Here is a 23,385-nt window from a genome sequence, read left to right on the forward strand (position 1 = left end):
GGCGGCCACTGGCGCTGCATCACTGAATACCCCGACATCTACGCCACCGTTACCGACAGTCTCACCCTACGCCTCAACCACCACGCCGGCTGCATCGGCGACTATACCTTCCGCCGCTAAGGCCTCAACTTCGGTTCCCAACAAAGCGACAACGGCACCTAACTGTCCAACGACACTCCAACCTTCATCTGGAATAGCAGCCATGCCCGCCTGCAGCACGATGCTGCCATCCGCCAAACCATCGGCAACGATCCTGAGCTCCGCAACATAGAGCACCGCATCGCCATCATCCTCGATAGTGATCACCAGGACAAAACCATCACTCCGCACATCGACAGCCTTGACACCGACACCATGCTTCAAACCCAAATCGACGACCAAACCGGCAAAGAAATGACACAATGCCCCGGCCGCCGCCTGCCAAACTGAAGCGTTGCCCAAACCGGTAGGGTGGCTTCAATTCTCCCATGCCAGGAAAACACTAAACTCATTTATTTATACCCACTCTGTTTTATTTTCCATTTTTCAGGTAGTATCCCATCTTCGAAAGGCTACCTGAAATATAACTTCCTTCACAACTCAAGGATTTTCATGAAAAAACTACTTCCCATCCTACTTGCCCTCTCCGCCCTGCCCACTGCGCTCTATGCCGCACCGGCCGATGATGCCGCGCGTATTAGCACGCTAGAGCGGCGCATTGCCAGTTTGGAAGCGCGTATTGCCGTGCTGGAGCGCAATCAGTCTGCCCGCAACAGCGGCGTGCGCGAAGTCATCATTGAACACCGGGCAGGCCGCAATACTGCTTATGTGTGCAGCGTTACCCCGTTCCGCAAAACCTATGAGGCCACCAGCCACAATGAAGGCCTTGCCCGCGCCCAAGTCCGCCGCGCCTGCCAGGCTGAGCAAAATGCGATTTTCTGCACGGATTCGGATATTCAGTGCCGCCGTTATGATTGATTCAGACAGATGTGGCTATAGCCAATTAAATGACAATCGATACAAGGCGGCGAGCTGCAGGCAGTACAGCTAGTACGGCAAGATGAGCCAACGCGGTATTGGAAGTTAAGTTGATTGGCTATACAAGGCTATAAAAACAGGCTACCTGAAAGCATAGCTTCAACCAAGCTAGATCTTTCAGGTAGCTTCTTGACTATTAGCAAAATGTTTTCAGGTAGTCTTTCTATCCTGAACCGCAAACTTTCCATCAGCCATTTCAAGCCAGCGCACCCCAAACGGGCGCAAACCCACCAGCAGCGCCCCCGCATTCTCATTTCTGCCACACATACAAAAAGGCTACCTGAAATTTTTCAGGTAGCCTTTTCTCTCCAATATTCAAACCTGCCTTATGCGCCTAAGAACCAGAATTTCAATGCCCACAATACGGCTACACCCCACACCATCGGCGGTACATCGCGGGATCGGCCGCAGCACAGTTTCACCAAGGCATAGCTGATGAAGCCCATGGCGATACCGTCGGCAATCGAATAGGAAAACGGCATAAACACCATGGTGAGAAAGGCGGGTGCGGCTTCAGTCATGTCGTTCCAGTCGATTTCCGTGGCCGAGCGCATCATGTGGATGCCGATATACAACAGTGCCGGCGCGGTGGCGAAGGCGGGCACGGCTTCGGCCAGCGGTGAAAACCACAGGCAGGCGAGCATCAGCACGCCCACGGTAACGGCAGTAAGCCCGGTGCGGCCGCCCGCAGCCACGCCGGAGGCGCTTTCCACATAAGGCGTGGTAGAGGAAGTGCCCAGAGCCGCCCCAGCCACGATGGCCACGGAATCGGCAAACAGGGCTTTTTTCAAGCGCGGCAGCTTGCCGTTTTCCAACAGGCCGGCACGGTGCGCCACGCCCACCAGCGTGCCGGTGCTATCAAACAAATCCACTAGGAAAAATACGAAAATCACCGCAATCAGGCTACCTGAAAACAGATGGTTGAAATCCATCTGCATAAAGGTGGGCGCCATGCTGGGAATGGCCGACACCACGCGCTCGAAGCGGGTCAGCCCCAGTGGCACCGCCAGCAGGGTAACGCCCAAAATGCCGATGATAATGGCGCCGCGCACGCGGAAATAATCCAGCACCACGATGATGAAAAAGCCCAGCAGCGCCAAGAGCATCGGCCAATTCGGCGTATACACGCCCGGCTGCCCTTCTACCGGCAGGCGGAATTCGCCCATGTGCACCAGCGTGGCCTCATTACCCACCACCACGCCCGAGCCTTTGAGCGCAATCAGCGCCAAAAACAGGCCGATGCCGGCGGCAATCGCCATTTTCAGGCTCATCGGCAGCGCGTTCACCAGCATTTCGCGCACTTTCAAAAAGCTGAACAAAATAAAGATGATGCCGGATACAAACACCGCCGCCAGCGCCACCTGCCACGGCACGCCCATGCCTTTGACCACGCTGAAGGTGAAATAGGCATTCAGCCCCATACCGGGCGCCAGCGCAATCGGATAATTGGCCAATGCGCCCATAATCAGGCAGCCGATGGCGGCAGAAATACAGGTAGCCACAAATACCGCGCCGAAATCCATCCCCGCCTGCGACAGGGTGTGCGGATTCACCACGATGATGTAGCACATGGTGAGGAAGGTGGTGAGCCCTGCCATCAGCTCGGTGCGGATGGTGGTTTTGTTTTCGGAAAGTTTGAAATAACGGTCTAGAAAGGATTGCATGATATTTCGGGTTGGGTTGGGAAAAGTTGTTCGTTACGGTTCTACTACGCTCAGTATCTTTCAGGTAGCCTCATCTGTTTACCAGTTGGACACGATAAAAGGCTAGGCTATCTGAAAACAAAATGAAGACATGCTGTTACAAAACGGATTTTCAGGTAGCCTCTGTGGTTAGCCGCGCGGCCGGCGTACGGTTTTATCCATCCAATCAAACAGTTCGTCTAAGTCGTAATCGCCGCTGTGCGGTACGTCCCACGGCAATGCGAAGTCCACCCGTTTGCCGCTGTTTTGCAGCTTGGCGGTGAGGATGGCGGCTATGGCCAGCGAGGTATCGCTATCGGCCGTGCCAACGCGGATGCGCCAATGCTGTGGCGCGGTGTGGCGGCTAATGTAGTGCATCGGGTTCATCAGCTTCACCGTCTGCGGGTCGGCCAAGGTGGCTTGCGCATTGGCGCGGTGTTGGTAGGAGAAGGCGGTGAAGTGTTGTTTGTCGGTGGTGGCGGTGCCGAACAGTTGGTTTTCGCCACTGCTCAAATCCAACGCATCGAAAGCGGGCGGGGTTTTCTGGCGGCCGGTGGCGCGGACATAGGCGGCAAAGTCTACGGCACTCACTTTGCCGTTGCGGATAGTGAGCCAGTTGCGGCTGCTCGAGTCTTTACCTGCATCCAGCTGGCTTTGGGCGGAACGGCGCAGGAAGGAGGCAACATAGTTTTTAAAGCTGCCATTACCCTGCGCATCTAACCGCAGTGCCCGGCCTTGCGGATCACGCAGGCGCAGGCTGTTCACATAGGCTGGGAATTGGGCTTTAAGGCTACCTGAAATTTGGATTTGCTCGTTGGTGAGCGTACCGTTTACCAATTTGCGTTCAACATGGTAATCGATCATCGAAATATCCATTTTTTGGTAGTCATTCACACCATTAAACTGCCATTCATAGGCAGCATCGGCATGATCTAAAATGGAAATCGGGCAATAGGCGGAAACGGCGAAAATATGGTCTTTGGCCGGAGCGGCACCAAGTTGTTGCAGATAGGGCTCGTAGTCGGCCTGATTACCGCTGACACCGAGCAACACAGATAGGGCACCGCCCGCGCTGGTGCCGTTGGAGATGATTTTTTCGGCATCACCGGCCATCACCGCATCGTTGAAACGCAGGTAACGCACGGCTGCTTTCAAATCAACAATCGCGGCAGGCGCTTTGCCGGTGGCGGCGGTGCGGCCGCGCGCACCGGGCGAGGCCACCACATAGCCTCTGGCCAAAGCAACCTGCATGGCGTCAACCTGCCCTTCTTTGCTTGGGCCGAAACCACCCTTCCCCGGCACACCGGCTTTGGCCGGCATATAGCCGCCGATTTGATTGGGCAGGAAGATGGGCGCGGTTTGCGCGGTGTAGCCGTTGATGCTGCCACCGCCGAAATAGGCTTCAGGGATGTAGATATTGATGGTTTGATAAGCACTGTCGGCCGGATTAGCTACATACACGATATTTTCATAGGCACGATAGGCTATCGTTTGGCCGTTTACTACGGTGCTTTGGCGGGTGTAGGTTTGAGTGCGGAAATCGAGGCTATGTACTTGGCCGGCCTGCACGGTTTGCGCCATGCCGCTGCCGCAAGCCAACGCCAAGATACCGGCCAACAGGGTGGGTTTGAATTTCATCATGTCATCCCTTTCTACATGCTCGAAAAGCGTGATTGTACGCCTAAAATGCTAACAGGCTACCTGAAAACGAGTCTCCGAAAGATGACGGGTTTCTATGAAACTAAAATCTATGGATGCGTTTTTCAGGTAGCCTGTTGTTTACTCCACCAGCTCGCCGCGTAACGAGAAGGTGAAGGCTTCGGTGATTTTGATCTCTACCATTTGATTGATAAGCGACACATCGCCGGTAAAGTTCACCACGCGGTTGTTGGCGGTGCGGGCTTGGAGCTGGTCGGGATCTTTTTTGGAGATGCCTTCCACTAGGCAGCGCTGTACCGTGCTGAGCATGGTTTGGTTGATGCGGGCGGCTTCGGCCTCGATCACTTCGTTCAGCGCTTCAAGGCGGCGCACTTTTTCTTCGTGCGGCGTGTCGTCGGGCAGGTTGGCCGCGGGCGTGCCGGGGCGCGGGCTGTAAATGAAGACGAAGCTCAAATCGAAGGCGATGCCTTTCACCAGCTTCAGGGTTTGCTCGAACTCGCGCTCGGTTTCGCCGGGGAAGCCGACGATGAAGTCGCTGCTCAGACACAAGTCGGGGCGGATGGCGCGCAGTTTGCGGATGATGGATTTGTATTCCAAGGCGGTGTAGCCGCGCTTCATCGCGCTCAATACGCGGTCGGAACCGCTCTGAATCGGCAGGTGCAGGTGCGACACCAGCTTTGGCAGGTCGCGGTAGCATTCGATGATGGCATCGGAAAATTCGCGCGGGTGGCTGGTGGTAAAACGCATACGCTCGATACCGGGGATTTCGTGAATGATGCGCAGCAGGGTGGCGAAGTCGCAGATTTCGCCGTCTTCCATTTCGCCGCGATAGGCGTTGACGTTTTGTCCCAATAGGTTGATTTCTTTAACGCCTTGCTGGGCGAGGTTGGCAATTTCGGTCAGCACGTCGTTTAGCGGGCGGGAGAACTCTTCGCCGCGGGTGTAGGGGACGACGCAGAACGAGCAGTATTTGGAACAGCCTTCCATGATGGACACGAATGCTGCGCCGCCTTCGACGCGGGCGGGCGGCAGGTGGTCGAATTTTTCGATTTCGGGGAAGGAAATATCGACTTGCGACAGGCCGCTGGTTTCTTTATCCACAATCATTTTGGGCAGGCGGTGCAGCGTTTGCGGGCCGAACACCACGTCCACATAAGGCGCGCGCTCGATAATCGCCTCGCCTTCCTGCGACGCCACGCAGCCGGCCACGCCGATAATCACATTGGGATTGTCTTTTTTCAGATGTTTGACGCGGCCCAAGTCGGAAAACACTTTTTCCTGCGCTTTTTCGCGCACGGAACAGGTGTTAAACAGGATGATGTCCGCGCCGTCCGGCTCGTTCACTTGTTCGATGCCGCCGTTTTCTTCGGCGAGGACGGCGAGCATTTTTTCGCTGTCGTATTCGTTCATTTGGCAGCCGAAGGTGCGAATATAAACTTTTTTCATGATTTGTTCTTCTTTGGTGTCCCGTAATTGCGGGGCTGATGGTTTGCGGAGGCGGCATTATACGCAGTACGCCATGGGATGAAAAGGCGGAATTAAAACAAAATGATGTAGCATGATTTAAGGCTACCTGAACTCCTGCCAAATCGAAGGAGTTCAGGTAGCCTTTTGAGGCCAAACCAGCGCTGCATAACAAACGGCAGGTTGGCGCACACTAAGGCCACCAGCAACAGCAGATACATGGCCGCAGTCATCGCCCTGCCTAATGTCGGTTTAGAATGTTTTTAGTGCATAACGCGTCTTTCGATTTAATCGTAACGCATTTCGATATAACCGGAAATAGAAAAGCCTTTGCAGAAGGAGTGGCCAACGAAACCGTAGTTGGCAAGGATGTGGCACAAGTCGGGATGATTTTCGAAGACGATGCTGTACCGGCGTGTGTCATCTCCACCGCAGCAAGCCAAGCCGAAGGTTACCGGCCACAGCGAACCAATGCACACATAGTTGAGCACAGTATCCCCACTGGGGATGATGAACTCTTTAATTCAGAATGCATTCTGCTCCCATTCCAGTGCTCCTTTTTTCCACTCGTATACAAAACCCACACCGAGCACGACGATGAAGACAAACATCGACCAGAAGGCAAACTGCCCCGACTGAGCCAGCAAATCTTTGAACACCACTGCCCATGGAATCATAAATTCCGCTTCCAAATCGAACAGGATGAACAAAATCGCCATCAAGCAATAACGCACATCAAACTTCATGCGCACATTTTCAAACTCCTCAAAGCCGCATTCAAACGGCTGGTCTTTTTCAGCATGGTGGCGCCTGGTGCCCAGCAGGATACATGACACGCCAGCAATCAGACCAACTAAAATTAAAGATAAGTACGGAAAAATAGTTAGCCGACATAGATTGCACTCTGAAATATACATAAAAATACAGGTAAAACCATCTCATATTAGAACGAAATTCTTACCACATTCAAAGTAAGTAGGATAAAAAGTATAATGTTACTAATATAGTATATGATGATAATGATTTTTTATATTAGAATAACGCAAGCAAAAACCCTTTACCCTCCATACAGTTTTGATTTAAATCAATATCATAAGTTTGGCCATATAAAATGTATGGATATAGCGCATGATTTCCCTGCCGCAGGCTACCTGAAAGCAGTTTGTCGCCTCAGTGCAAAAACGTGTAGAATACGCCGATTTGCTATTGATGCCAGATTGGGGCGCCAAACTTATGGATCCTTCCGGTTCCCATCCGATTTTGTTTTCCCTTATTTATTCTTCCTGATTTCTCCCGTGCGCCATTACCGTGATGCACGGTAAGGAGTGCGCATGCCTACCCTACTGCCCTCTTCCGAACAACCGCAGATCGACACCGGCCGTATTCACGAACTGGCCGATGCCCTGCTGCCTGTGTCCAACACCATCCGGCCCGACAGCGTGCTGGATAATCCCTATCTCAACAGCTGCCTGGCCGAACTCATCGAAATTCTGCACGAGCTGCATCCGGCCGACATTGCCGCCGTACTCGAATCGCTGCCGCTGCAATCGCGCCTGTTGGTGTGGAAACTGGTGGAGCCGGAGAGCGACGGCACCATTCTGCTTGAAGTATCTGATGTCGTTCGCGAATCTCTGATTGAAAACATGGAGCGGCAGGAAATCCTGGCCGCCGTGGAAGACATGGACGTGGACGACTTGGCCGAGCTGGCCGACGACCTGCCGCGCCAAGTCGTGGCCGAAGCCCTGCAATCATTGGATGAAGACGAACGCGCCAAAGTACAGGCCTCCATGTCGTTTGCCGACGACCAAGTGGGCGCCATCATGGACTTCGAGCTGGTGAGCATCCGCGCCGATGTTACCTGCGAAGTGGTGATGCGCTACCTACGCCGCTTCGAGAGCCTGCCCGACCACACCGACAAAATCTTCGTGGTCGACGAAAACGACGTACTGCAAGGCGTATTGCCCATCCGCAAGCTCCTCGTGGCCGACCCCGACGAAATCGTCGAGCACATCATGGCACGCGATATTGTGCGTTTCCGCCCCGAAGACAATACCGAAGAAGCCGCACAGGCGTTTGAGCGTTACGACTTGGTAACCGCGCCCGTGACCGATGCCGATGGCAAACTCATCGGCCGCCTGACCGTGGACGAAATGGTGGACGTAATCCGTGAAGAAACCGAAGCCGATATGTTGAACATGGCCGGTTTGCAGGAGGACGAAGACCTGTTCGCCCCCGTGCTTGATTCCGTGAAAAACCGCTGGATGTGGCTAGCCATCAACCTCTGCACTGCCTTCCTCGCCAGCCGTGTGATTGGCGCATTCGAAGGCAGCATTGCCCAAATCGTCGCCCTGGCTGCGCTAATGCCGATTGTGGCCGGCATCGGCGGCAACTCCGGCAACCAAACCATCACCATGATTGTGCGTGCCATGGCCATGGGACAGCTTTCAGGCAGCCAGGCGCTGCACCTGTTGCGCAAAGAAGTGGGTGTGGCGCTGATCAACGGCGTGATTTGGGGCGGCGTGATGGGCGTGGTGGCCTGGCTGCTGTATAAAAACATCGGCATCGGCCTGGTGATGGTAGCCGCCATGACGCTAAACCTGCTGCTCGCCGCCACCGTGGGCGTGCTGATTCCGGTGATCATGGATAAACTCGGCCGCGATCCGGCACTAGGCAGCTCGGTGCTGATTACCGCCGTTACCGACTCCGGCGGCTTCCTGATTTTCCTCGGGCTGGCTACAATCTTTTTACTTTGACACCAGGTTCAATTTTTCAGGTAGCCTTTTCCTACCACACAAAGGCTACCTGAAAAATTGAGCGAAAGAATCCTTATAATAGCTGCAACAATTATGTTTTATACAAGGCGGTAGTCCGTAGGCAGTACTAAGTAGTACGGCTAGACGAACCAACAACGACGCATGAAGAAGTAAGTATTTTAGTTATCCTCCACCATACGGCTATAGCCACCTCAATTAAAAAAGGCTACCTGAAAACCCCTCGGCGCTTTCAGGTAGCCTTTCTCTTTAACTCAATACAACTGGCTAATGCCCCGTTTCCATCTTTGCCACCTCATGCGGATTAAGGCGGGCATGGTCTTCCTGCCCCAAGCCAACCAGTTGGCGCAGGCGGGTCATATAGAGGTTCACATCCAGCCCTTGCCCGTTGCGCTGCGCGCTCCAGATGGTTTTTCGGCCAGCGCGTCCATCATATCGTGTCCGGCACGCATCCAGTCGCCGGCATAACGGCCTTGCAGCCTGTGGTGTATGGTGCGGATGCCGAGCGGCTGGTCGATATCGCTCTACTCCTGTATCGAAAGGTGCAGCGACAGGAGTAGAAATGGGCTGGGTTCACCCTGCTCCAACGTCCAGTTGCAGCGAGGCAAGGCATTGCCGCCATACGTCGGCAAAAAAGCGGCGTACGTCGTGTGTGTTTACATCATACATTTCAGCTAGCCTTTGGCGCCTAATCGCGGATAACCAAGGTTTTGGCCAACATATCCTGCCCAGTGCGGCGGTTGCCGTCTTCCATAAACATCATAAGGATGCAGGCAGCGGCCACCACCAAGGATAGCATGCCACCGATAAGCGGGATGAATTTCAGCAAGATGGCCAACGGCAGCAGAATGACGGCTTCGCGCAATAGAAGGTATTGCACCAAGCTGGGCTCGCTGCCATCTTCGCTAATCACGCGAATGCCCATAATGCGTTTGCCCAAGCTCTGCCCGCTATTGGCCATCAACATGGCCTGCCCGATCACATAGGCAAGCATTGCGCCATAGCCGATGAGGACAGGGTTGCCGAAATTGCTGCCAAATAGGCTGCCGACTAGGCCAACAATAAAGCCGACACCGATGGTAAACAGCAGCAGCATCAACAGGTTCAATGCTGCTGCAGCTATCCGCCGCCACGGCGCCGCCAGCTCTACATTGATACCGTCTTCGTCAAACGGTTCGTCTTCCAAAACGGCGGAACGGAAAACTTGTTTGATCTCTTCGCCTATCTGACTATTGAAGTTTGGTTTACGAAAATCCCGCATAATTTTTCCTTTCTGATTAGTCTGACGGTTTGCTTACGGGGCTACCTGAAAACCTGTCTCCTGCTGTTTTCAGGTAGCCTGAATGCTGCTACTGATACCGTTGACCATTATGCTCCAACCAGCCATCTGCATGACGGCCGGCCGGGTCATGATGTGTCCAGTGGATCACGCCGCCTTGGGCGTTGTATTCGTATTCGCCGGAAAAGCCCACCGTATCGCCGCGCTGCAAACGCGGAATGCGCGGCGCGAGGTCGATATTGTGCGCCACCAATACGGTTTGGCCGTTGGAGAGCTTCATGATGAAACGCTGGTGGCGCGAGCCTTGGGTGTCGTCGGGCAGAGTGCGGTGCACTTTGCCGCTGCCGCTCACCTGTACATCGCTGCGCTGCTCGGCAAAGGCTTGGGCGATAAGTTCGGTGCCGTCTGTAACATCCGGCTCGGCAGTAGGTTGGGCAGTGTTTTGGTGTGGCGTGTGCGCCTGCTCGACTACGGCGGTTTTCGGCTGTGCCGCGCCCTGCTCCGGCTTGGATTTAGGATGTTCGGCAAAGTGGAAATAGGCGGCCATGCCGAGCAACACCAAGAGCCACAGCCATTTGTTTTGTTTCTTATCCATTGTTGTTTGGATTGGTTGGCGGGCTACCTGAAAATTTGCGCTTATAGAAGCTGCGTTTTAGCTTCGCAGAAACTCCGCTTCCTTCGGAAACTCCGTTTTCAGGTAGCCTCAAACAGGTTAATCGTCATGCCGCACATCGGGTAAGAGCAGGCTCAGGAGAATCGCCAGCAGCGCGCACAAGCCCACACCGGCAAAGCTGAAACTGCCCAACTTCATTTCCATGCCGCCCACGCCCACGGTGAGCACCGAGCTCACAATCACCAGGTTTTTCGGCTGCATCAGATTTACCTGCGCGTCGATCAGCGTTTTCAGCCCCAGCGAAGCAATCGTGCCGAACAGCAGAATCATCACCCCGCCCATCACCGGCAGCGGAATCGAAGCCAGGAAAGCATTGAATTTGCCGAAAAATGCCATGCAGATGGCGAAGATGGCCGCCCAAGTCATGATGGCCGGATTGCTGTTTTTGGTGAGCATCACTGCGCCCGTTACCTCGCCGTAAGTGGTTACCGGCGGGCCGCCGATCAAGCCGGCCACGCACACGCCCAGGCCGTCGCCGGCCAGCGTTCTGTGCAGCCCCGGCTCGGCGGCATAATCCTTGCCGGTTACCTTGCCGATGGCCATGATGCCGCCGATATGCTCAATCGCCGGCGCAATCGCCACCGGCAGCATAAACAGCGCGGCCTGCCAATTCACCTGCGGCGAATGGAAATGCGGCACGGCAAACCACGGCGCGGCCGCAATCGGCGCGGTATCCACCATACCCATGGCCAAGGCCATCAAATAGCCCGCCGCCACCCCGATTAAAATCGGCACCAGTTTCATCATCTTACTGCCGAACACCGCCACCATCACGGTTACTGCAAAGGTAAAACCAGAGAGCAGCAGCGAATAGGTGTAATCCAACACCTGATTGCCGCCGGCCTGGCCCATCGCCATGCTGCTGGCTACCACCGCCACCGAAAGCCCGATCACCATAATCACCGGCCCGATCACCACCGGCGGCAGCAATCGGCTAACCATCGGCAACCCGAAATACTTAATCAGCGCGGCAAACACAAAATACATAAAGCCCGCCGCAAACAGCCCGAACATCGTGCCGCCCATGCCCCATTCCTGCATGGCATAGATAATCGGCGCGATAAACGCAAACGACGAACCCAGAAAAATCGGCACCTTGCGGCCGGTCAGCGCCTGAAACAGCAGCGTACCGATGCCCGCGCCCAACAGCGCCATCGCCGGGTTCAACCCTGTGAGCAGCGGCACCAGCACCATTGCACCGAAGGCCACAAACAAAATCTGCGCACCCGCCACTGCGGTTTTAAAAGATTGGAACATGTCTCCTCCTCGAAAAATTCAGTCGGCAAAACGGACTGGATTATACCCGAGAGCCTGTGCGTCCGCATCGCTTGGGCTACCTGAAAATATGAAAATCCGGCCGATGTAAAACCACTCCGGCAAAAGGGAAGGCAAGACAATGCTGCTGTAACCCAAGCCAAGTCAATCCGCCATATAGTTTTCAGGTAGCCTGCCATGCTATTTGGAGGCTACCTGAAACAGGTAGGAACACACTGCGTCCCTACACGCAGGCATACAAAAGGCTACCTGAAACTTTTAGCTGCGCAGCAACGGCGTTGCATTTTCAGGTAGCCTTTGTTTACCGCTTCATTTCACACATCATAAGTGCCCACTGCATAGGCTTCGGCCAGGATATGCCCGCGCATGGCGAAGTGCAGGTCGTTGTAGCGGAAACCTTGCGGCAGGTTGAGCTTGGTGTCGAGCGCATACACAAACAATTCATAGCGGTGGCGGCAGTTGGGCGGTGCCATGCCGCCATAAGCGGAGGCTTCTTCCAAATCGAGCTGCCCCAGCACGCTGGCCCAGCTGTTGGCGCCCTGCACATAATCTTGAGCCGTTTGGCTGTCGTTTTCCGGCACGGAGGTGCGGGTGAGGTCGGCAATCAGCCAGTGCACCCATACGAATCCACTGGCGGTAATCGCATCTTTATCTTCCAACACCATGGCGAAAGACTGGGTTTCGGGCGGGGCATCGCTGATTTCAAACGGGATGGAATACGTGGGCATGCCATTGGGGCTAAATTGGCTGCCGCGTTTGCCGAAGCGGTCGGCGAATGCGCCGTTTTGGATGGCGGAAGTGCTGACTTTCATGGTGTTCTCCTGTGGTTGGACCAGCTAATTATAACCGCAAATTAAAGTACATATCACAGACTCACCAGCCAGCAAGGATTTCAGCCAGCCTTAATTGTACCGGAGGCTAGCTGCAAACCAGTAGCAGTAGGTTTTATCTCCGTTTCAATCGCTTGTGCTGATCAAATAATAATGTCGATATTGGGTATGAATGCCCTGCTTATGCTTGCCGATACCCACGCAAAAGGCTACCTGAAACTTTCAGGTAGCCTTTCTTGGTGCCTAACAGGCAGCTGCAAGCCTAATATTTTACCAGTACCGCGCCCCAGGCGAAGCCACCGCCGATGCCTTCCAAAAGCAGGGTGTGGCCGCGTTGGATGCTGCCGTGGCACACGCCCCAGTCGAGGGCGAGGGGAATAGAGGCAGCGGAGGTGTTGCCGTGATCCTGCACGGTGAGCACCACTTTTTCCATACCGAGTTTGAGATGTTTGGCAGTGCTTTCCAGAATGCGGTAGTTGGCCTGGTGCGGCACCAGCCAATCGATTTGCTCGGGGATGAGGCCGGCTTCGGCAATCACGTCTTCGGCCACTTTGGCCAGCGCTTTCACGGCGAATTTAAACACGCCGGGGCCATCCATCTGCAAAAACGGTGTGCCGCAAACGGCGCCGTTGGCAATCTGGCCGGGAGTTTGCAGCAGGTGGCCGTAGCTGCCATCGGCCAAGAGTTTGCTGTGCAGGATACCGGGCTCGTCGGATGCGCCGAGCACCACGGCGCCGGCGCCGTCGCCAAACAGCACGCAGGTGCGCCGATCGGTCCAGTCCATGATGCGGCTGAACACGTCGGCACCGATTACCAAGGCTTTTTTGGCCATGCCGCTTTTGATGTAGGCGTTGGCGGTGGTGATGGCATACATAAAGCCGGCACACACGGCCTGCACGTCGAACGCAGGACAGCCGCTGATGCCGAGCTTCTGCTGCACGATGGTGGCGGTGGCGGGGAACTGCATATCGGGTGTGGAGGTGGCCACGATGATTAGGTCAACTTCGGCGGATTCCGCACCTGTGGCTTCCAGCGCTTTGCGGGCTGCGGCCACGGCCAGGTCGCTGCATTTTTCGTTGTCGGCGGCGATATGGCGGGTTTTGATGCCGGTGCGGGTGGTAATCCACTCGTCCGAGGTGTCCACGATTTTGGCGAGGTCGTCGTTGCTGAGCGTTTTGGCCGGCAGGTAGCTGCCGGTGCCGAGGATTTTGGCGTAGGTCATGAGTGTGTCGCTTTAGGGTTAATCTACTGCTGGGAAACGGCGTATTCTAAAGATTTCCGCCGGGTTTGTCTCATGATTTATCCAAACTTCATGCGAAATACCGCCGTTGCATATGCCTTTTTAATATAAAGATACAAAAACAAATTATTTGTTTGTGTGCCGCTTTGCAATTATCATGCACCCCGTATCCAATCCACACTTCACAGGAGCCCCTAATGAACAATATCGCCAACAACATCGTTGATTTAATCGGCAACACCCCGCTGGTTTACCTCAACCGCCTCACCGAAGGCCTGCCCGGCAAAGTAGCTGCCAAGCTGGAATACTTCAACCCAGGCAGCAGCGTGAAAGACCGCATCGCCATCTCCATGATCCGCGCCGCCGAAGCAGCCGGCCAAATCAAACCCGACACCATTATTGTGGAAGCCACCAGCGGCAACACCGGTATCGGCCTGGCCATGGTGTGCGCCGCCTTGGGCTATAAACTGGTCATCACCATGCCGGAAACCATGAGCAAGGAGCGCAAAATACTGCTACGCGCCTACGGCGCCGAGCTCATCCTTACCCCCGGCGCAGAAGGTATGCCCGGCGCCATCGCCCGAGCCCAAGCACTGGTGAACGCCCACCCCGGCCAGTACTTTATGCCGCGCCAGTTCGACAACCCCGCTAACCCCGAAATCCACCGCCGTACCACTGCCGAAGAAGTGTGGCGCGACACCGACGGCCAAGTTGATATTTTCGTTTCCGGCGTGGGTACTGGTGGTACGCTCACCGGCGTGGGCGAAGTGCTGAAAAAACATAAACCCTCGCTGCAGGCCTATGCAGTTGAGCCTGCCGCTTCCCCCGTATTGAGCGGTGGTGAAAAAGGCCCGCACCCGATTCAGGGCTTAGGCGCAGGTTTCGTGCCGCAAACCCTGAACACCAAAATCTACGATGGTGTGATTACCGTGGCCAACCAAGCCGCCTTCGATACCGCCCACGATGCCGCCGCCAAAGAAGGCCTCTTGGTGGGCATCTCTTCCGGCGCCGCCATCTGGGCTGCCTTGGAGCTGGCGAAAAAACCGGAAAACAAAGACAAACTCATCGTGGTGCTGCTGCCTTCCAACGGTGAGCGCTATCTTTCCACCCCGCTGTTTGAAGACCTCGCCTCCTAAGGCAAGCCTACTGTGAAAAGCCGCATTGCTGCGGCTTTTCTCGTATTTCACACCTGCCGGCTTGTTGCAAATTTGTCTGCAAAACAGCCAAAAACTTGCCGTGCCGCCAAATTTCCCCTATAGTTAGCTGCATCAATGGAACTGTTATCTTAAGTCAAAAAATGAAAAGATATATCCCAATCCTCCTCGTTGTCGGCCTGCTCAGCGGCTGCAACCTTCTCTCCTCCCCAAACAGCACACGCCAAAACACACAGGCCTCACCACGCTACACCCTAGCCGCCAATCATTGGGGCGATGTGGCTAAAATCCGTAACGAAGCCACCCGTTTGGGCTACGAAGTAAACAAAGGCCGTATAACCAAAACCCAGGCCGCACAGCAACTCAACCGCTTCCGCATCAACTTAGTCGGCCGCAACAGCGTGGACGACAGCATGTATGAAATCTACTTGCGCTCTGCCGTACAAAGCCAACAAGGCCGCATCACGCCCGAGCAATCTAAAATCTTCGTGCGCAACGCCCTGCAAGGCTGGCAGCAACGTTGGCCCAATATGCAAAACCGCCCGGCCAACCCCGCGTTCACCAACTTCCTGATGGAAGTGATGAATATGCAGCCGCTGAAATAAACAAGCCGCACGAATCGGCAAATGTTATCTGAAAGTTTTAGCTCTGCAGAAACTCTGCTGCGCTGCGTTTTCAGGTAGCCTTTTATTTTGTTTCTTCAATATTGCCGAAGCACATTTTTCATATAGTTATAGAGTCCCTAATTAACTAACATAAGGCAGTGAGTCGCAGACAGTACAAGAGTACAACAAAGCGAATTAACCCCGTAGCAGTTGGTTAAGGGTTTCACTATACATAAATAAAGCTGCTTAAACCACACACAGCGCACAACCCTCGTCTCTATTTGATTTTCCAGCACAATTATCAGTCTATTAAACCACCTTGATACAACAAATCTTTACTAAATTTCAAAGGTAAACGAAATGGTGTATCATTCTCCCTATGATATACCTAAAACCATTTATAACAAATGGCGCATAGATATCGATGAGCATCTGTTAGGCAATACCGACATCTATCAAAATTTTGAATTAAGGAGAAGTTTATGTATCCGATTCAAGAACCACTCCGCAGCGGCATGTTGCCTGTATCTGAGCTCCACACAATCTACTGGGAGGAAAGCGGTAATCCCGCAGGCATCCCTGTTATCTTCCTGCACGGTGGCCCCGGCGCTGGATCTAGTCCGGCTTGCCGGGGTTTTTTCAATCCGGAAAAATACCGTGTCATCATCATCGACCAACGCGGCAGCGGCAAATCCACCCCTTATGCCGAAACCCGCGAAAACACTACTTGGGACCTGGTGGAAGATATTGAAAAAGTAAGAAAAATTCTTGGCATTGAGAGCTGGCTGGTATTCGGCGGCTCATGGGGAAGCACCCTTTCCCTAGCCTATGCCGAAACCTATCCCGACCGTGTATGCGGCTTGGTTTTGCGCGGTATTTTCCTCTGCCGCCAAATTGAAATTAATTGGCTGAGCGAAGAAGGCGGCGTGAGCATGATTTATCCCGAGCAATGGCAACGCTATTTAGCCGCCGTGCCGCCGGAGCAACGTGCCGGTTCGTTGGTAGAGGCTTATTATTGGATGCTTAATTCTCCCGATCCGGCTGTATATCTGCCCGCCGCCAAGGCCTGGGCAGATTGGGAAAGCTGGCTGATTTGGTTCGATCCCAAACCGGTGGATGAAGACCCGCAAGCCTCTTTGGCCATCACCCGCCTAGAAAACCACTATTTCGTACACCAAGGCTGGTTGCAGGGCGACAAATCCATCTTGGCCAACGCCCACAAAATCCGGCATATCCCCACCATCATCGTACAAGGACGCTACGACCTCTGCACACCCACCCGCAGTGCATGGGATTTGAAGCAGGCACTGCCGCAGGCTGATTTGCGTATTATCCAAAGCGGCCACTACGCCCAAAACCCTGCCATCGCCGATGCCCTAGTGCAGGCCACCGATGAATTTGCCGAACGGCTCGGCACTTGATTTACGCTGTTGAGCACATGCGATGAGGCTACCTGAAAACCGTTTTGCTGTTTCAAGTAGCCTCTTTGATTTAACGCCAATCATGCCCAGCAACGAACTGCTATCATTTTGCTGGCAATGAATACTAATCAACACTTTCCCAACATAGTGCAGCAAGCTATCAGCAATCTTTAGGCTACCGCTGCCGCCAGTCTGCATTAACCACCCTACCCCCCACTCAAAGGATATCCAAACATGACAACCCGCACCGAACACGACCTCCTAGGCGAACGTGAAATCCCTGCAGCCGCCTATTGGGGCATCCACACTCTGCGCGCAGTGGAAAACTTCCAAATCTCTGGGCAGAAAATTTCCGACGTGCCCCAGTTTGTACGCAGCATGGTGATGGTGAAAAAAGCCGCAGCCCAGGCCAACGGCGAGCTGGGCGCACTCAAGCCCGAAATCGCCGCCGCCGTTGCCCAAGCCTGCGATGAGGTGCTGATTAAAGGCCGCTGCCTCGACCAGTTCCCATCCGACGTATTCCAAGGCGGCGCCGGCACTTCGGTGAACATGAACACCAATGAAGTGATCGCCAACCTCGCCTTGGAAGCCTTAGGCCACGCCAAAGGCCGCTACGACATCGTCAACCCCATGGATCATGTGAACGCCAGCCAATCCACCAACGACGCCTACCCCACCGGCTTCCGGCTGGCCGTGTACACCAGCATTGGCGAACTGCTGGGCAAACTGGCACACCTGAAAGACACCTTTGCTGCTAAAGCTGATGAATTCAAAGACATACTAAAAATGGGCCGCACCCAGCTGCAAGATGCCGTGCCCATGACTGCCGGCCAAGAATTCCAATCCTTCCAAGTGCTGCTGGCAGAAGAGGAAACCAACCTCGAACGCACCCGCCAACTGCTGCTGGAAGTGAACCTCGGCGCCACCGCCATCGGCACAGGCATCAATACGCCGCAAGGCTATGCGCCGCTGGCCGTGAAAAAACTCTCCGAAATCAGCGGCCTGCCCTGCAAGCTCACCGAAAACCTGATTGAAGCCACCTCCGACTGCGGCGCCTATGTGATGGTGCACGGCGCCCTGAAGCGCACCGCCGTAAAGCTCTCCAAAATCTGCAACGACCTGCGCCTGCTCTCCTCCGGCCCGCGTGCCGGCCTGAAGGAAATCAACCTGCCGGAAATGCAGGCCGGCTCATCGATTATGCCCGCCAAGGTGAATCCCGTGATTCCCGAAGTGGTGAACCAAGTTTGTTTCAAAGTAATTGGCAACGACACCGCCATCACCTTTGCCGCCGAAGCCGGCCAGCTCCAGCTCAACGTGATGGAGCCGGTTATCGCGCAATCCATGTTTGAAAGCATCTCGCTTTTAGGCAACGCCGCCGTTACGCTGGCCGACAAATGCGTGCGCGGCATCACGGTAAACCGCGAAATCTGCGAACGCCACGTCTTCAACTCCATCGGCCTGGTAACCTATCTCAACCCCTATATCGGTCACGAAAATGGCGACTTGGTAGGCAGAATCTGCACCCAAACCGGCAAAACCGTGCGCGAAGTGGTGCTGGAGCGCCAGCTCTTGAGCGAAGCGGAGCTCGACCGGATTCTGTCACCACAGAATTTGGCCAATCCGCGTTTGTGAGCTTAAATTGAAAAAGAGAAAGGCTACCTGAAAACCGATTACTGGTTTTCAGGTAGCCTTTCCAGTTGAAGCACATTTTTTCATACAAGGCGGCGAACCGCAAACAGTACAAATAGTACGGCAAGGCAAGTAACCCTGTAGGAAGTGGAGTGCTTTTGCTACTACTCACCACTACTATTTCGGTACGACTACAGCAAAGAGGGGCAGGTGGTCGGAGAGTTGTTGCCAGAGCAACCCCTGGTGGCTTACTGCGTTTAATACGGTAACATCCTATCCCTGCCGGGTGGTTGAATTTCGCAATGCAGTACGCCGCGTTGTTCGAGCCGGTTTACCGATACGTTTAGATTAGTGCGCATCTGCAGCGGTAGGCGGCTGAGGATGGCGTTGCCGTGGTGGCGGCCGGCATAGGTGGCGTTTTGGCCGTAGCTGCAGGCGAAAGCGAGCTGCCGGCCGATCACTTCGCCGTGTGGCTCGGCAGGAAATTCGGGCACGTTCTGCTGCCGTTTGTGGTGTACGCCCTGCACTTCCTGCAAAAACAGGATGTCGGTATCGAGATGTTGCAGGGCATCGACCATTTGCGGCAGTTATAGCCGCCGATTTAGTGGCGACATACCTTTGTGGATATTGTAGGTGGTGATGGAAACGGCGCGGCTCATGGTGTGGCGTGGCAAAGAAATTCAATGCTGTTTTTCAGGTAGCATCTTATGTGCCAACCTGCAATACTCTGCTAAATATGGCCTGTCTATGCCATTTTCCAACTGCTTCAGTCAAAACTTTTCATTTCTGTTGTATGCAGCCTGCTTGGCATCCGCTTCCTGCCATCCTTCCCTATTCCGGGCAAAACAAAAGGCTGCCATTCGGCAGCCTCGGGGAAACACGATAGCAAATTAGCGTTTGAACATATTGCCGTATTTCTGATTGAATTTGTCCACACGGCCGGCGCTATCCACGATCTTCTGTTTACCAGTGTAGAACGGGTGGCACTCGGAGCAAACTTCAATGTTGAATTCGGTTTTGCCCATGGCAGATTTAGTGGTGAATTTGTTGCCGCAAGAGCAGGTAACATTGACTTCGTGGTAGTTAGGATGAATTTCAGGTTTCATGGTTTTTCCTTTTAAAAGCGGGTATAGGGAATTTGCCTATACTACAGACAAGCGGCAGATTGTACTTAAAAACGTCCATTAAGGCAATAGGCTGCGCGCATATTAGGCTACCTGAAAACTTATTTTTCGGCTATTTAGGCTGCGAACGCAACTGCTGCAAATGCGTCCGCACTTGGCGCACGTTCTCTTCGGTAAACAAATCCTCGATATTGCGCCAGATGCTGTGGAAACCGTAGGGGCCGTGGCGCATTTCATTTTTGGCTTGCTCCACCGTCCAGCCCTGGTAGATGATGCGGTACATGCCGGCAATCAGGCCGGTGCGGTCGGCGCCGTGGTAACAATGAATCAACACCGGCCCTTCAGCCTGCTGCCGCTCAATCAAATATAGCGTTTCGGCCACCTGTTTCGGCGTAATCCGCCAAGTGAGCAACGGGCGGTTGAACAGCGCGATGCCCCGGTCGGCCAACACTTTGCGGTCGCCGCTACGGTTAAAGTAGCGCAGATTCACCACGCTTTTCACGTTCAAAGATTGCAACAGCGCCACATCTTCCGCCACCGGCTGCTCGCTGCGGTAGAGTTTGTCGTCCACCCGATACAGATTGGCCGCCTTGCTTACCTGCTCCGCCCAAGCCGGTTGCCCGGGCGGCGGCGTTTGCACTTGTGCCTGCGGCTGTGCACAGGCGCTCAGCATAAGTGCCAGCAACAGCCCACCCAAACAGGTTTTATTCATTTTTGCTCCCATTGCGTAATCTCTTTATTTAATTCTGTAACACGCTATTCAAATGAAACTTTCAGGTAGCCTTCTTCGCAATCGCAGGCTACCTGAAAAACAATAACGGCACGCATTGTAAATAAGCATGCCCGTTCCGACAACCGCCGCCGCACTTGGAGGCTTTGTCTAAAAAATGTACAATTCCCAATTTACAGCAGTTCAGCTTTATGCAAATCGGCCCCTACACTGTTTCCCCTGCCGTGGCGCTCGCGCCGATGGCCGGCATCACCGACAAACCGTTCCGCATGCTGACACGGCAATTCGGTGCCGGATGGACGGTGGGCGAAATGATCAGCAGCAACCCCGATCTGCAAAACACGCGCAAAACCCTCAGCCGCATCGACCGTAGCGGCGAAAGCGGTGTGATTGCCGTGCAGATTGCCGGCAGCAACCCGGCTCAAATGGCCGATGCCGCCCGCTACAACGTAGCGCAGGGCGCGCAGCTTATCGACATCAATATGGGCTGCCCGGCCAAGAAAGTATGCCAGGTGCAGACCGGCAGTGCCCTGCTGCAAAACGAGCCATTGGTGGCCGAAATTTTACATGCCGTGGTGCGCGCGGTGGATGTGCCGGTTACGCTCAAAACAAGGCTGGGCTGGCACGACGAGCACAAAAACATCCTCACCGTTGCCCGCATGGCCGAAGACGCCGGCATTGCCGCCATCGCCATCCACGGCCGCACCCGCACTCAAATGTATCGCGGCCAAGCCGAATACGGCCTGATTGCCGAAGCCAAACGCCGCCTGAGCATTCCCGTGTTGGTAAACGGCGATATCGACAGCCCGCAGAAAGCCGCGCGCGTATTGGCTGAAACCGGCGCCGACGGCGTGATGATCGGCCGCGCCGCCCAGGGTCGGCCTTGGCTGTTTCGCGATGTGGCGCACTACCTCGCGCACGGCAGTCTGCCGCCGCCGCTGCCTTTTCAGGTAGCCTCCGAAGCCCTGCTCGGCCATATCCGTGCTATGTACGGCTTCTACGGCGAAGTGGCCGGCATGCGCATCGCCCGCAAACACATCGGCTGGTATCTGGCCGACCTGCCAGAGGGCGAAGCCGAGCGCCGCCGCCTCAACGCGCTGGAGAGTGCCGAAGCACAATACAACGGGCTGGCCGCCTTTTTGGCCGCGCAGTCCGGGCAAAACGAATACTGGCCCTGCCCCTGGCGGCAGGCCTGAAACACCGCAAACCGCACCAAGGGAAACTAGCGGCGCCCAATGCCGCATCACACACCGGTTTGCCGCCCCGTTTTTACACCACAATAATAAAAGGAGAGCAAAATGCTCCATCAGAACAGCCATATCACTACTTGCATCGAAAACAGCCTGCAACAATACTTTACCGATCTCGACGGCCAACCGGCACACGACGTGTATCAGATGGTGTTACAGCAAGTAGAACTGCCGCTTTTGCGCTGCGTGATGGCACATTGCGAAGGCAACCAATCCAAAGCGGCCCAAGTGCTCGGCCTAAACCGCAACACCCTGCGCAAAAAGCTCAGCGCCCACGGCCTGATTTAGCCGCCGCGCTATGACCAATATTTTTCAGGTAGCCTCTTACTCCAAAACCACAAGGAACACCTAAATGACCAAAATCGGCATCATCATGGGCAGCAACAGCGATTGGGCCGTGATGCAGCACGCCGCCGCCATACTCAAACAATTCGGTATCGCCTACGAAACCCGCGTGGTTTCCGCCCACCGCACGCCCGACTTGATGTTTGAATACGCCGAAACCGCCCGCGAGCGCGGCCTGCAGGCCATTATTGCCGGCGCCGGCGGTGCCGCCCACCTGCCCGGCATGGTGGCCGCCAAAACCACCCTGCCCGTGCTCGGCGTGCCCGTGCCCAGCAAATATTTGCGCGGTGAAGACTCCCTGCTCTCCATCGTGCAGATGCCCAAAGGTATTCCCGTGGCCACCTTCGCCATCGGCGAAGCCGGTGCTGCCAATGCCGCCCTCTTTGCCGCCGCCCTGCTTGCCAACCATGATGCCGCCATCGCACAAAAACTTGCCGATTTCCGCGAAACCCAGCGCCAAACCGTGCTGGCAATGGAACTGCCTGAAGCCGAATAACTAAAACCCTGATTGCCTAGCCCGTTTGGCCGTGTACTGACTGTGCTTATACAACTCGCTACCTAACATGAAAGAAAAAGCTTCAGCTGCAAAATCCACGCTATTCAGGCTACCTGAAAACAACACCCGCCGTCCGGCAAAATAGCAATTATTGCCGGACAAAGCCGCACAAACTGGCAAAAACATAAGGATTGTTCGCCAAAACTGCCAAGCTGTGCCACAATCCACCCACTACCCCACTAACCGAGAACCTGCCATGACACAAGAAACCGCCTTGGGAGCCGCCCTCAAATCTGCCGTGCAGACCATGAGCAAGAAGAAGCAAACCGATCTGATTGCCGACCACATCTACGGCAAATACGACGTATTCAAACGCTTCAAACCCCTGGCCTTGGGCATCGACAAAGACCTCGTTGCCGCCCTGCCCCAATACGACCCCGCCCTGATCGCCCGCGTGCTTTCCAACCACTGCCGCCGCCCGCGCTACCTCAAATCGCTGGCACGCGGCGGTAAGCGCTTCGATTTGAACAACCGCTTCAAAGGCGAAGTCAGCCCCGAAGAGCAGGCCATCGCCCAGCAACACCCCGCCGTGCAGGAAATGCTTGCCCGCCAAGCCGCCAAGCAGGCCGAACAACAAGCGGCCGAGGCTGAAGCCGCCGTTGCCGAACAGCCCGCCGAAGCCGCAGCGGAAACTGCTGCTTCCGCCGCAGAAGTTCCTACCACCCCTGCAGCCGAATAAAT

General features: G+C 54.9%; 24 protein-coding genes and 3 pseudogenes. 10 read left to right on the forward strand and 17 right to left on the reverse strand.

Going from position 1 to position 23,385, the window contains the following annotated elements:
* Positions 1-66 precede the first annotated feature (66 nt).
* A complete protein-coding gene (locus tag A7P97_RS06335) occupies positions 67-441 on the reverse strand; it encodes a hypothetical protein (protein WP_067530834.1) in 375 nt (124 codons plus the stop codon).
* Between the two features lie 150 nt (positions 442-591).
* Here A7P97_RS06335 and A7P97_RS06340 point away from each other — a divergent pair, with 150 nt between their 5' ends.
* Positions 592-957, forward strand: a complete 366-nt coding sequence (locus tag A7P97_RS06340; protein WP_067530835.1) for a hypothetical protein — start codon at positions 592-594, stop codon at positions 955-957.
* 386 nt (positions 958-1,343) lie between these two features.
* Here A7P97_RS06340 and A7P97_RS06345 read toward each other — a convergent pair whose 3' ends face one another.
* From A7P97_RS06345 to A7P97_RS06365, 7 genes and pseudogenes are all read right to left on the reverse strand, one after another.
* Positions 1,344-2,681 carry an NCS2 family permease gene (locus A7P97_RS06345; RefSeq protein ID WP_067530836.1) on the reverse strand — a complete coding sequence of 446 codons (1,338 nt, stop codon included), beginning with the start codon at positions 2,679-2,681 and terminating at the stop codon, positions 1,344-1,346.
* A gap of 168 nt (positions 2,682-2,849) precedes the next feature.
* The gene (locus tag A7P97_RS06350) at positions 2,850-4,340 is read right to left on the reverse strand and encodes a subtype B tannase (protein ID WP_067530837.1); all 1,491 of its coding nucleotides are present in this window, start codon (positions 4,338-4,340) and stop codon (positions 2,850-2,852) included.
* 138 nt (positions 4,341-4,478) lie between these two features.
* On the reverse strand, positions 4,479-5,804 hold the full coding sequence (gene miaB / locus A7P97_RS06355; protein ID WP_067530838.1) for a tRNA (N6-isopentenyl adenosine(37)-C2)-methylthiotransferase MiaB: 1,326 nt from the start codon (positions 5,802-5,804) through the stop codon (positions 4,479-4,481).
* Between the two features lie 92 nt (positions 5,805-5,896).
* The gene (locus A7P97_RS10735) at positions 5,897-6,055 is read right to left on the reverse strand and encodes a DUF2818 family protein (RefSeq protein WP_231865664.1); all 159 of its coding nucleotides are present in this window, start codon (positions 6,053-6,055) and stop codon (positions 5,897-5,899) included.
* Positions 6,056-6,112: 57 nt separating this feature from the next.
* A pseudogene (locus A7P97_RS09725) lies at positions 6,113-6,232 on the reverse strand (NADH-quinone oxidoreductase subunit C); the annotation flags it as partial.
* Positions 6,226-6,440: pseudogene (locus A7P97_RS11055) on the reverse strand (NADH-quinone oxidoreductase subunit B); the annotation flags it as partial. The pseudogenes A7P97_RS09725 and A7P97_RS11055, both read right to left, overlap by 7 nt.
* Positions 6,347-6,739, reverse strand: coding sequence for an NADH-quinone oxidoreductase subunit A (locus A7P97_RS06365; RefSeq protein WP_067530840.1), 393 nt, complete (start codon positions 6,737-6,739; stop codon positions 6,347-6,349). The pseudogene A7P97_RS11055 and the gene A7P97_RS06365, both read right to left, overlap by 94 nt.
* Positions 6,740-7,153: 414 nt before the next feature.
* On the opposite strand from A7P97_RS06365, the gene mgtE reads away from it, so the two are divergent.
* Positions 7,154-8,575: a magnesium transporter gene (gene mgtE, locus A7P97_RS06370; RefSeq protein WP_067530841.1), complete on the forward strand. Its 1,422-nt coding sequence runs from the start codon at positions 7,154-7,156 to the stop codon at positions 8,573-8,575.
* A gap of 285 nt (positions 8,576-8,860) precedes the next feature.
* Here mgtE and A7P97_RS09730 read toward each other — a convergent pair.
* The 6 genes and pseudogenes from A7P97_RS09730 to A7P97_RS06400 form a co-directional block, all read right to left on the reverse strand.
* Positions 8,861-9,262, reverse strand: a pseudogene (locus tag A7P97_RS09730) (DUF1841 family protein).
* Between the two features lie 19 nt (positions 9,263-9,281).
* Entirely contained in the window at positions 9,282-9,854 is a 573-nt protein-coding gene (locus A7P97_RS06380) for an RDD family protein (protein WP_067530842.1), read from the reverse strand.
* A gap of 88 nt (positions 9,855-9,942) precedes the next feature.
* The gene (locus A7P97_RS06385) at positions 9,943-10,467 is read right to left on the reverse strand and encodes a DUF3465 domain-containing protein (protein ID WP_067530843.1); all 525 of its coding nucleotides are present in this window, start codon (positions 10,465-10,467) and stop codon (positions 9,943-9,945) included.
* A 117-nt stretch (positions 10,468-10,584) separates the two neighbouring features.
* Positions 10,585-11,802 (reverse strand): uracil-xanthine permease family protein, encoded by a 1,218-nt coding sequence (locus A7P97_RS06390; protein ID WP_067530844.1) that lies wholly within the window; start codon positions 11,800-11,802, stop codon positions 10,585-10,587.
* A gap of 332 nt (positions 11,803-12,134) precedes the next feature.
* Positions 12,135-12,632 (reverse strand): YbhB/YbcL family Raf kinase inhibitor-like protein, encoded by a 498-nt coding sequence (locus A7P97_RS06395; RefSeq protein ID WP_067530845.1) that lies wholly within the window; start codon positions 12,630-12,632, stop codon positions 12,135-12,137.
* 280 nt (positions 12,633-12,912) lie between these two features.
* Entirely contained in the window at positions 12,913-13,872 is a 960-nt protein-coding gene (locus A7P97_RS06400; protein ID WP_067530846.1) for a beta-ketoacyl-ACP synthase III, read from the reverse strand.
* A 215-nt stretch (positions 13,873-14,087) separates the two neighbouring features.
* Between A7P97_RS06400 and cysK the strand changes: the two genes are divergently transcribed.
* The 4 genes from cysK (at position 14,088) to aspA (ending at position 18,702) form a co-directional block, all read left to right on the forward strand.
* Positions 14,088-15,026, forward strand: coding sequence for a cysteine synthase A (gene cysK, locus A7P97_RS06405; protein WP_067530847.1), 939 nt, complete (start codon positions 14,088-14,090; stop codon positions 15,024-15,026).
* Between the two features lie 161 nt (positions 15,027-15,187).
* Positions 15,188-15,649 (forward strand): prokaryotic membrane lipolipid attachment site family protein, encoded by a 462-nt coding sequence (locus tag A7P97_RS06410; protein ID WP_067524867.1) that lies wholly within the window; start codon positions 15,188-15,190, stop codon positions 15,647-15,649.
* Positions 15,650-16,131: 482 nt separating this feature from the next.
* Positions 16,132-17,070: a prolyl aminopeptidase gene (gene pip / locus A7P97_RS06415; protein ID WP_067530848.1), complete on the forward strand. Its 939-nt coding sequence runs from the start codon at positions 16,132-16,134 to the stop codon at positions 17,068-17,070.
* Between the two features lie 234 nt (positions 17,071-17,304).
* Positions 17,305-18,702, forward strand: a complete 1,398-nt coding sequence (aspA, locus tag A7P97_RS06420; protein ID WP_067530849.1) for an aspartate ammonia-lyase — start codon at positions 17,305-17,307, stop codon at positions 18,700-18,702.
* Positions 18,703-18,956: 254 nt separating this feature from the next.
* On the opposite strand, the gene A7P97_RS06425 is transcribed toward aspA, so the two are convergent.
* The 3 genes from A7P97_RS06425 to A7P97_RS06435 all read right to left on the reverse strand — a co-directional run bounded on the left by A7P97_RS06425 (position 18,957) and on the right by A7P97_RS06435 (position 20,535).
* Positions 18,957-19,277: an endonuclease/exonuclease/phosphatase family protein gene (locus A7P97_RS06425; RefSeq protein WP_231865665.1), complete on the reverse strand. Its 321-nt coding sequence runs from the start codon at positions 19,275-19,277 to the stop codon at positions 18,957-18,959.
* Between the two features lie 312 nt (positions 19,278-19,589).
* Complete coding sequence (gene rpmE, locus A7P97_RS06430; protein WP_067530850.1) at positions 19,590-19,805, reverse strand: 50S ribosomal protein L31; 216 nt, start codon at positions 19,803-19,805, stop codon at positions 19,590-19,592.
* 130 nt (positions 19,806-19,935) lie between these two features.
* Positions 19,936-20,535, reverse strand: a complete 600-nt coding sequence (locus A7P97_RS06435) for a dual specificity protein phosphatase family protein (protein ID WP_231865666.1) — start codon at positions 20,533-20,535, stop codon at positions 19,936-19,938.
* A 209-nt stretch (positions 20,536-20,744) separates the two neighbouring features.
* Here A7P97_RS06435 and dusB point away from each other — a divergent pair, with 209 nt between their 5' ends.
* The 4 genes from dusB to A7P97_RS06455 all read left to right on the forward strand — a co-directional run bounded on the left by dusB (position 20,745) and on the right by A7P97_RS06455 (position 23,383).
* Positions 20,745-21,749 (forward strand): tRNA dihydrouridine synthase DusB, encoded by a 1,005-nt coding sequence (dusB, locus tag A7P97_RS06440; protein ID WP_067530851.1) that lies wholly within the window; start codon positions 20,745-20,747, stop codon positions 21,747-21,749.
* A 102-nt stretch (positions 21,750-21,851) separates the two neighbouring features.
* Positions 21,852-22,091, forward strand: a complete 240-nt coding sequence (locus tag A7P97_RS06445; protein ID WP_067530852.1) for a Fis family transcriptional regulator — start codon at positions 21,852-21,854, stop codon at positions 22,089-22,091.
* A gap of 64 nt (positions 22,092-22,155) precedes the next feature.
* Positions 22,156-22,644 (forward strand): 5-(carboxyamino)imidazole ribonucleotide mutase, encoded by a 489-nt coding sequence (purE, locus tag A7P97_RS06450; RefSeq protein WP_067530853.1) that lies wholly within the window; start codon positions 22,156-22,158, stop codon positions 22,642-22,644.
* Between the two features lie 256 nt (positions 22,645-22,900).
* A complete protein-coding gene (locus A7P97_RS06455) occupies positions 22,901-23,383 on the forward strand; it encodes a ProQ/FINO family protein (protein ID WP_067530854.1) in 483 nt (160 codons plus the stop codon).
* The last annotated feature ends 2 nt before the right edge of the window (positions 23,384-23,385 follow it).

This window comes from Eikenella sp. NML070372, from assembly GCF_001648415.1.
Classification (GTDB): domain Bacteria; phylum Pseudomonadota; class Gammaproteobacteria; order Burkholderiales; family Neisseriaceae; genus Eikenella; species Eikenella exigua.

Excerpts from the sequence above, each read along its gene's own strand:
- A7P97_RS06340 (WP_067530835.1), top strand. The coding sequence starts at position 592 with ATGAAAAAACTACTTCCCATCCTACTTGCCCTCTCCGCCCTGCCCACT.
- A7P97_RS06410 (WP_067524867.1), top strand. The coding sequence starts at position 15,188 with ATGAAAAGATATATCCCAATCCTCCTCGTTGTCGGCCTGCTCAGCGGC.
- A7P97_RS06400 (WP_067530846.1), bottom strand. The coding sequence starts at position 13,872 with ATGACCTACGCCAAAATCCTCGGCACCGGCAGCTACCTGCCGGCCAAA.
- A7P97_RS06425 (WP_231865665.1), bottom strand. The coding sequence starts at position 19,277 with ATGGTCGATGCCCTGCAACATCTCGATACCGACATCCTGTTTTTGCAG.
- A7P97_RS06455 (WP_067530854.1), top strand. The coding sequence starts at position 22,901 with ATGACACAAGAAACCGCCTTGGGAGCCGCCCTCAAATCTGCCGTGCAG.
- A7P97_RS10735 (WP_231865664.1), bottom strand. The coding sequence starts at position 6,055 with ATGACTGCGGCCATGTATCTGCTGTTGCTGGTGGCCTTAGTGTGCGCC.
- purE (WP_067530853.1), top strand. The coding sequence starts at position 22,156 with ATGACCAAAATCGGCATCATCATGGGCAGCAACAGCGATTGGGCCGTG.
- A7P97_RS06395 (WP_067530845.1), bottom strand. The coding sequence starts at position 12,632 with ATGAAAGTCAGCACTTCCGCCATCCAAAACGGCGCATTCGCCGACCGC.
- A7P97_RS06435 (WP_231865666.1), bottom strand. The coding sequence starts at position 20,535 with ATGAATAAAACCTGTTTGGGTGGGCTGTTGCTGGCACTTATGCTGAGC.
- A7P97_RS06365 (WP_067530840.1), bottom strand. The coding sequence starts at position 6,739 with ATGTATATTTCAGAGTGCAATCTATGTCGGCTAACTATTTTTCCGTAC.
- cysK (WP_067530847.1), top strand. The coding sequence starts at position 14,088 with ATGAACAATATCGCCAACAACATCGTTGATTTAATCGGCAACACCCCG.
- rpmE (WP_067530850.1), bottom strand. The coding sequence starts at position 19,805 with ATGAAACCTGAAATTCATCCTAACTACCACGAAGTCAATGTTACCTGC.
- A7P97_RS06345 (WP_067530836.1), bottom strand. The coding sequence starts at position 2,681 with ATGCAATCCTTTCTAGACCGTTATTTCAAACTTTCCGAAAACAAAACC.
- miaB (WP_067530838.1), bottom strand. The coding sequence starts at position 5,804 with ATGAAAAAAGTTTATATTCGCACCTTCGGCTGCCAAATGAACGAATAC.
- A7P97_RS06385 (WP_067530843.1), bottom strand. The coding sequence starts at position 10,467 with ATGGATAAGAAACAAAACAAATGGCTGTGGCTCTTGGTGTTGCTCGGC.
- pip (WP_067530848.1), top strand. The coding sequence starts at position 16,132 with ATGTATCCGATTCAAGAACCACTCCGCAGCGGCATGTTGCCTGTATCT.
- aspA (WP_067530849.1), top strand. The coding sequence starts at position 17,305 with ATGACAACCCGCACCGAACACGACCTCCTAGGCGAACGTGAAATCCCT.
- mgtE (WP_067530841.1), top strand. The coding sequence starts at position 7,154 with ATGCCTACCCTACTGCCCTCTTCCGAACAACCGCAGATCGACACCGGC.
- A7P97_RS06350 (WP_067530837.1), bottom strand. The coding sequence starts at position 4,340 with ATGATGAAATTCAAACCCACCCTGTTGGCCGGTATCTTGGCGTTGGCT.
- dusB (WP_067530851.1), top strand. The coding sequence starts at position 20,745 with ATGCAAATCGGCCCCTACACTGTTTCCCCTGCCGTGGCGCTCGCGCCG.
- A7P97_RS06380 (WP_067530842.1), bottom strand. The coding sequence starts at position 9,854 with ATGCGGGATTTTCGTAAACCAAACTTCAATAGTCAGATAGGCGAAGAG.
- A7P97_RS06445 (WP_067530852.1), top strand. The coding sequence starts at position 21,852 with ATGCTCCATCAGAACAGCCATATCACTACTTGCATCGAAAACAGCCTG.
- A7P97_RS06390 (WP_067530844.1), bottom strand. The coding sequence starts at position 11,802 with ATGTTCCAATCTTTTAAAACCGCAGTGGCGGGTGCGCAGATTTTGTTT.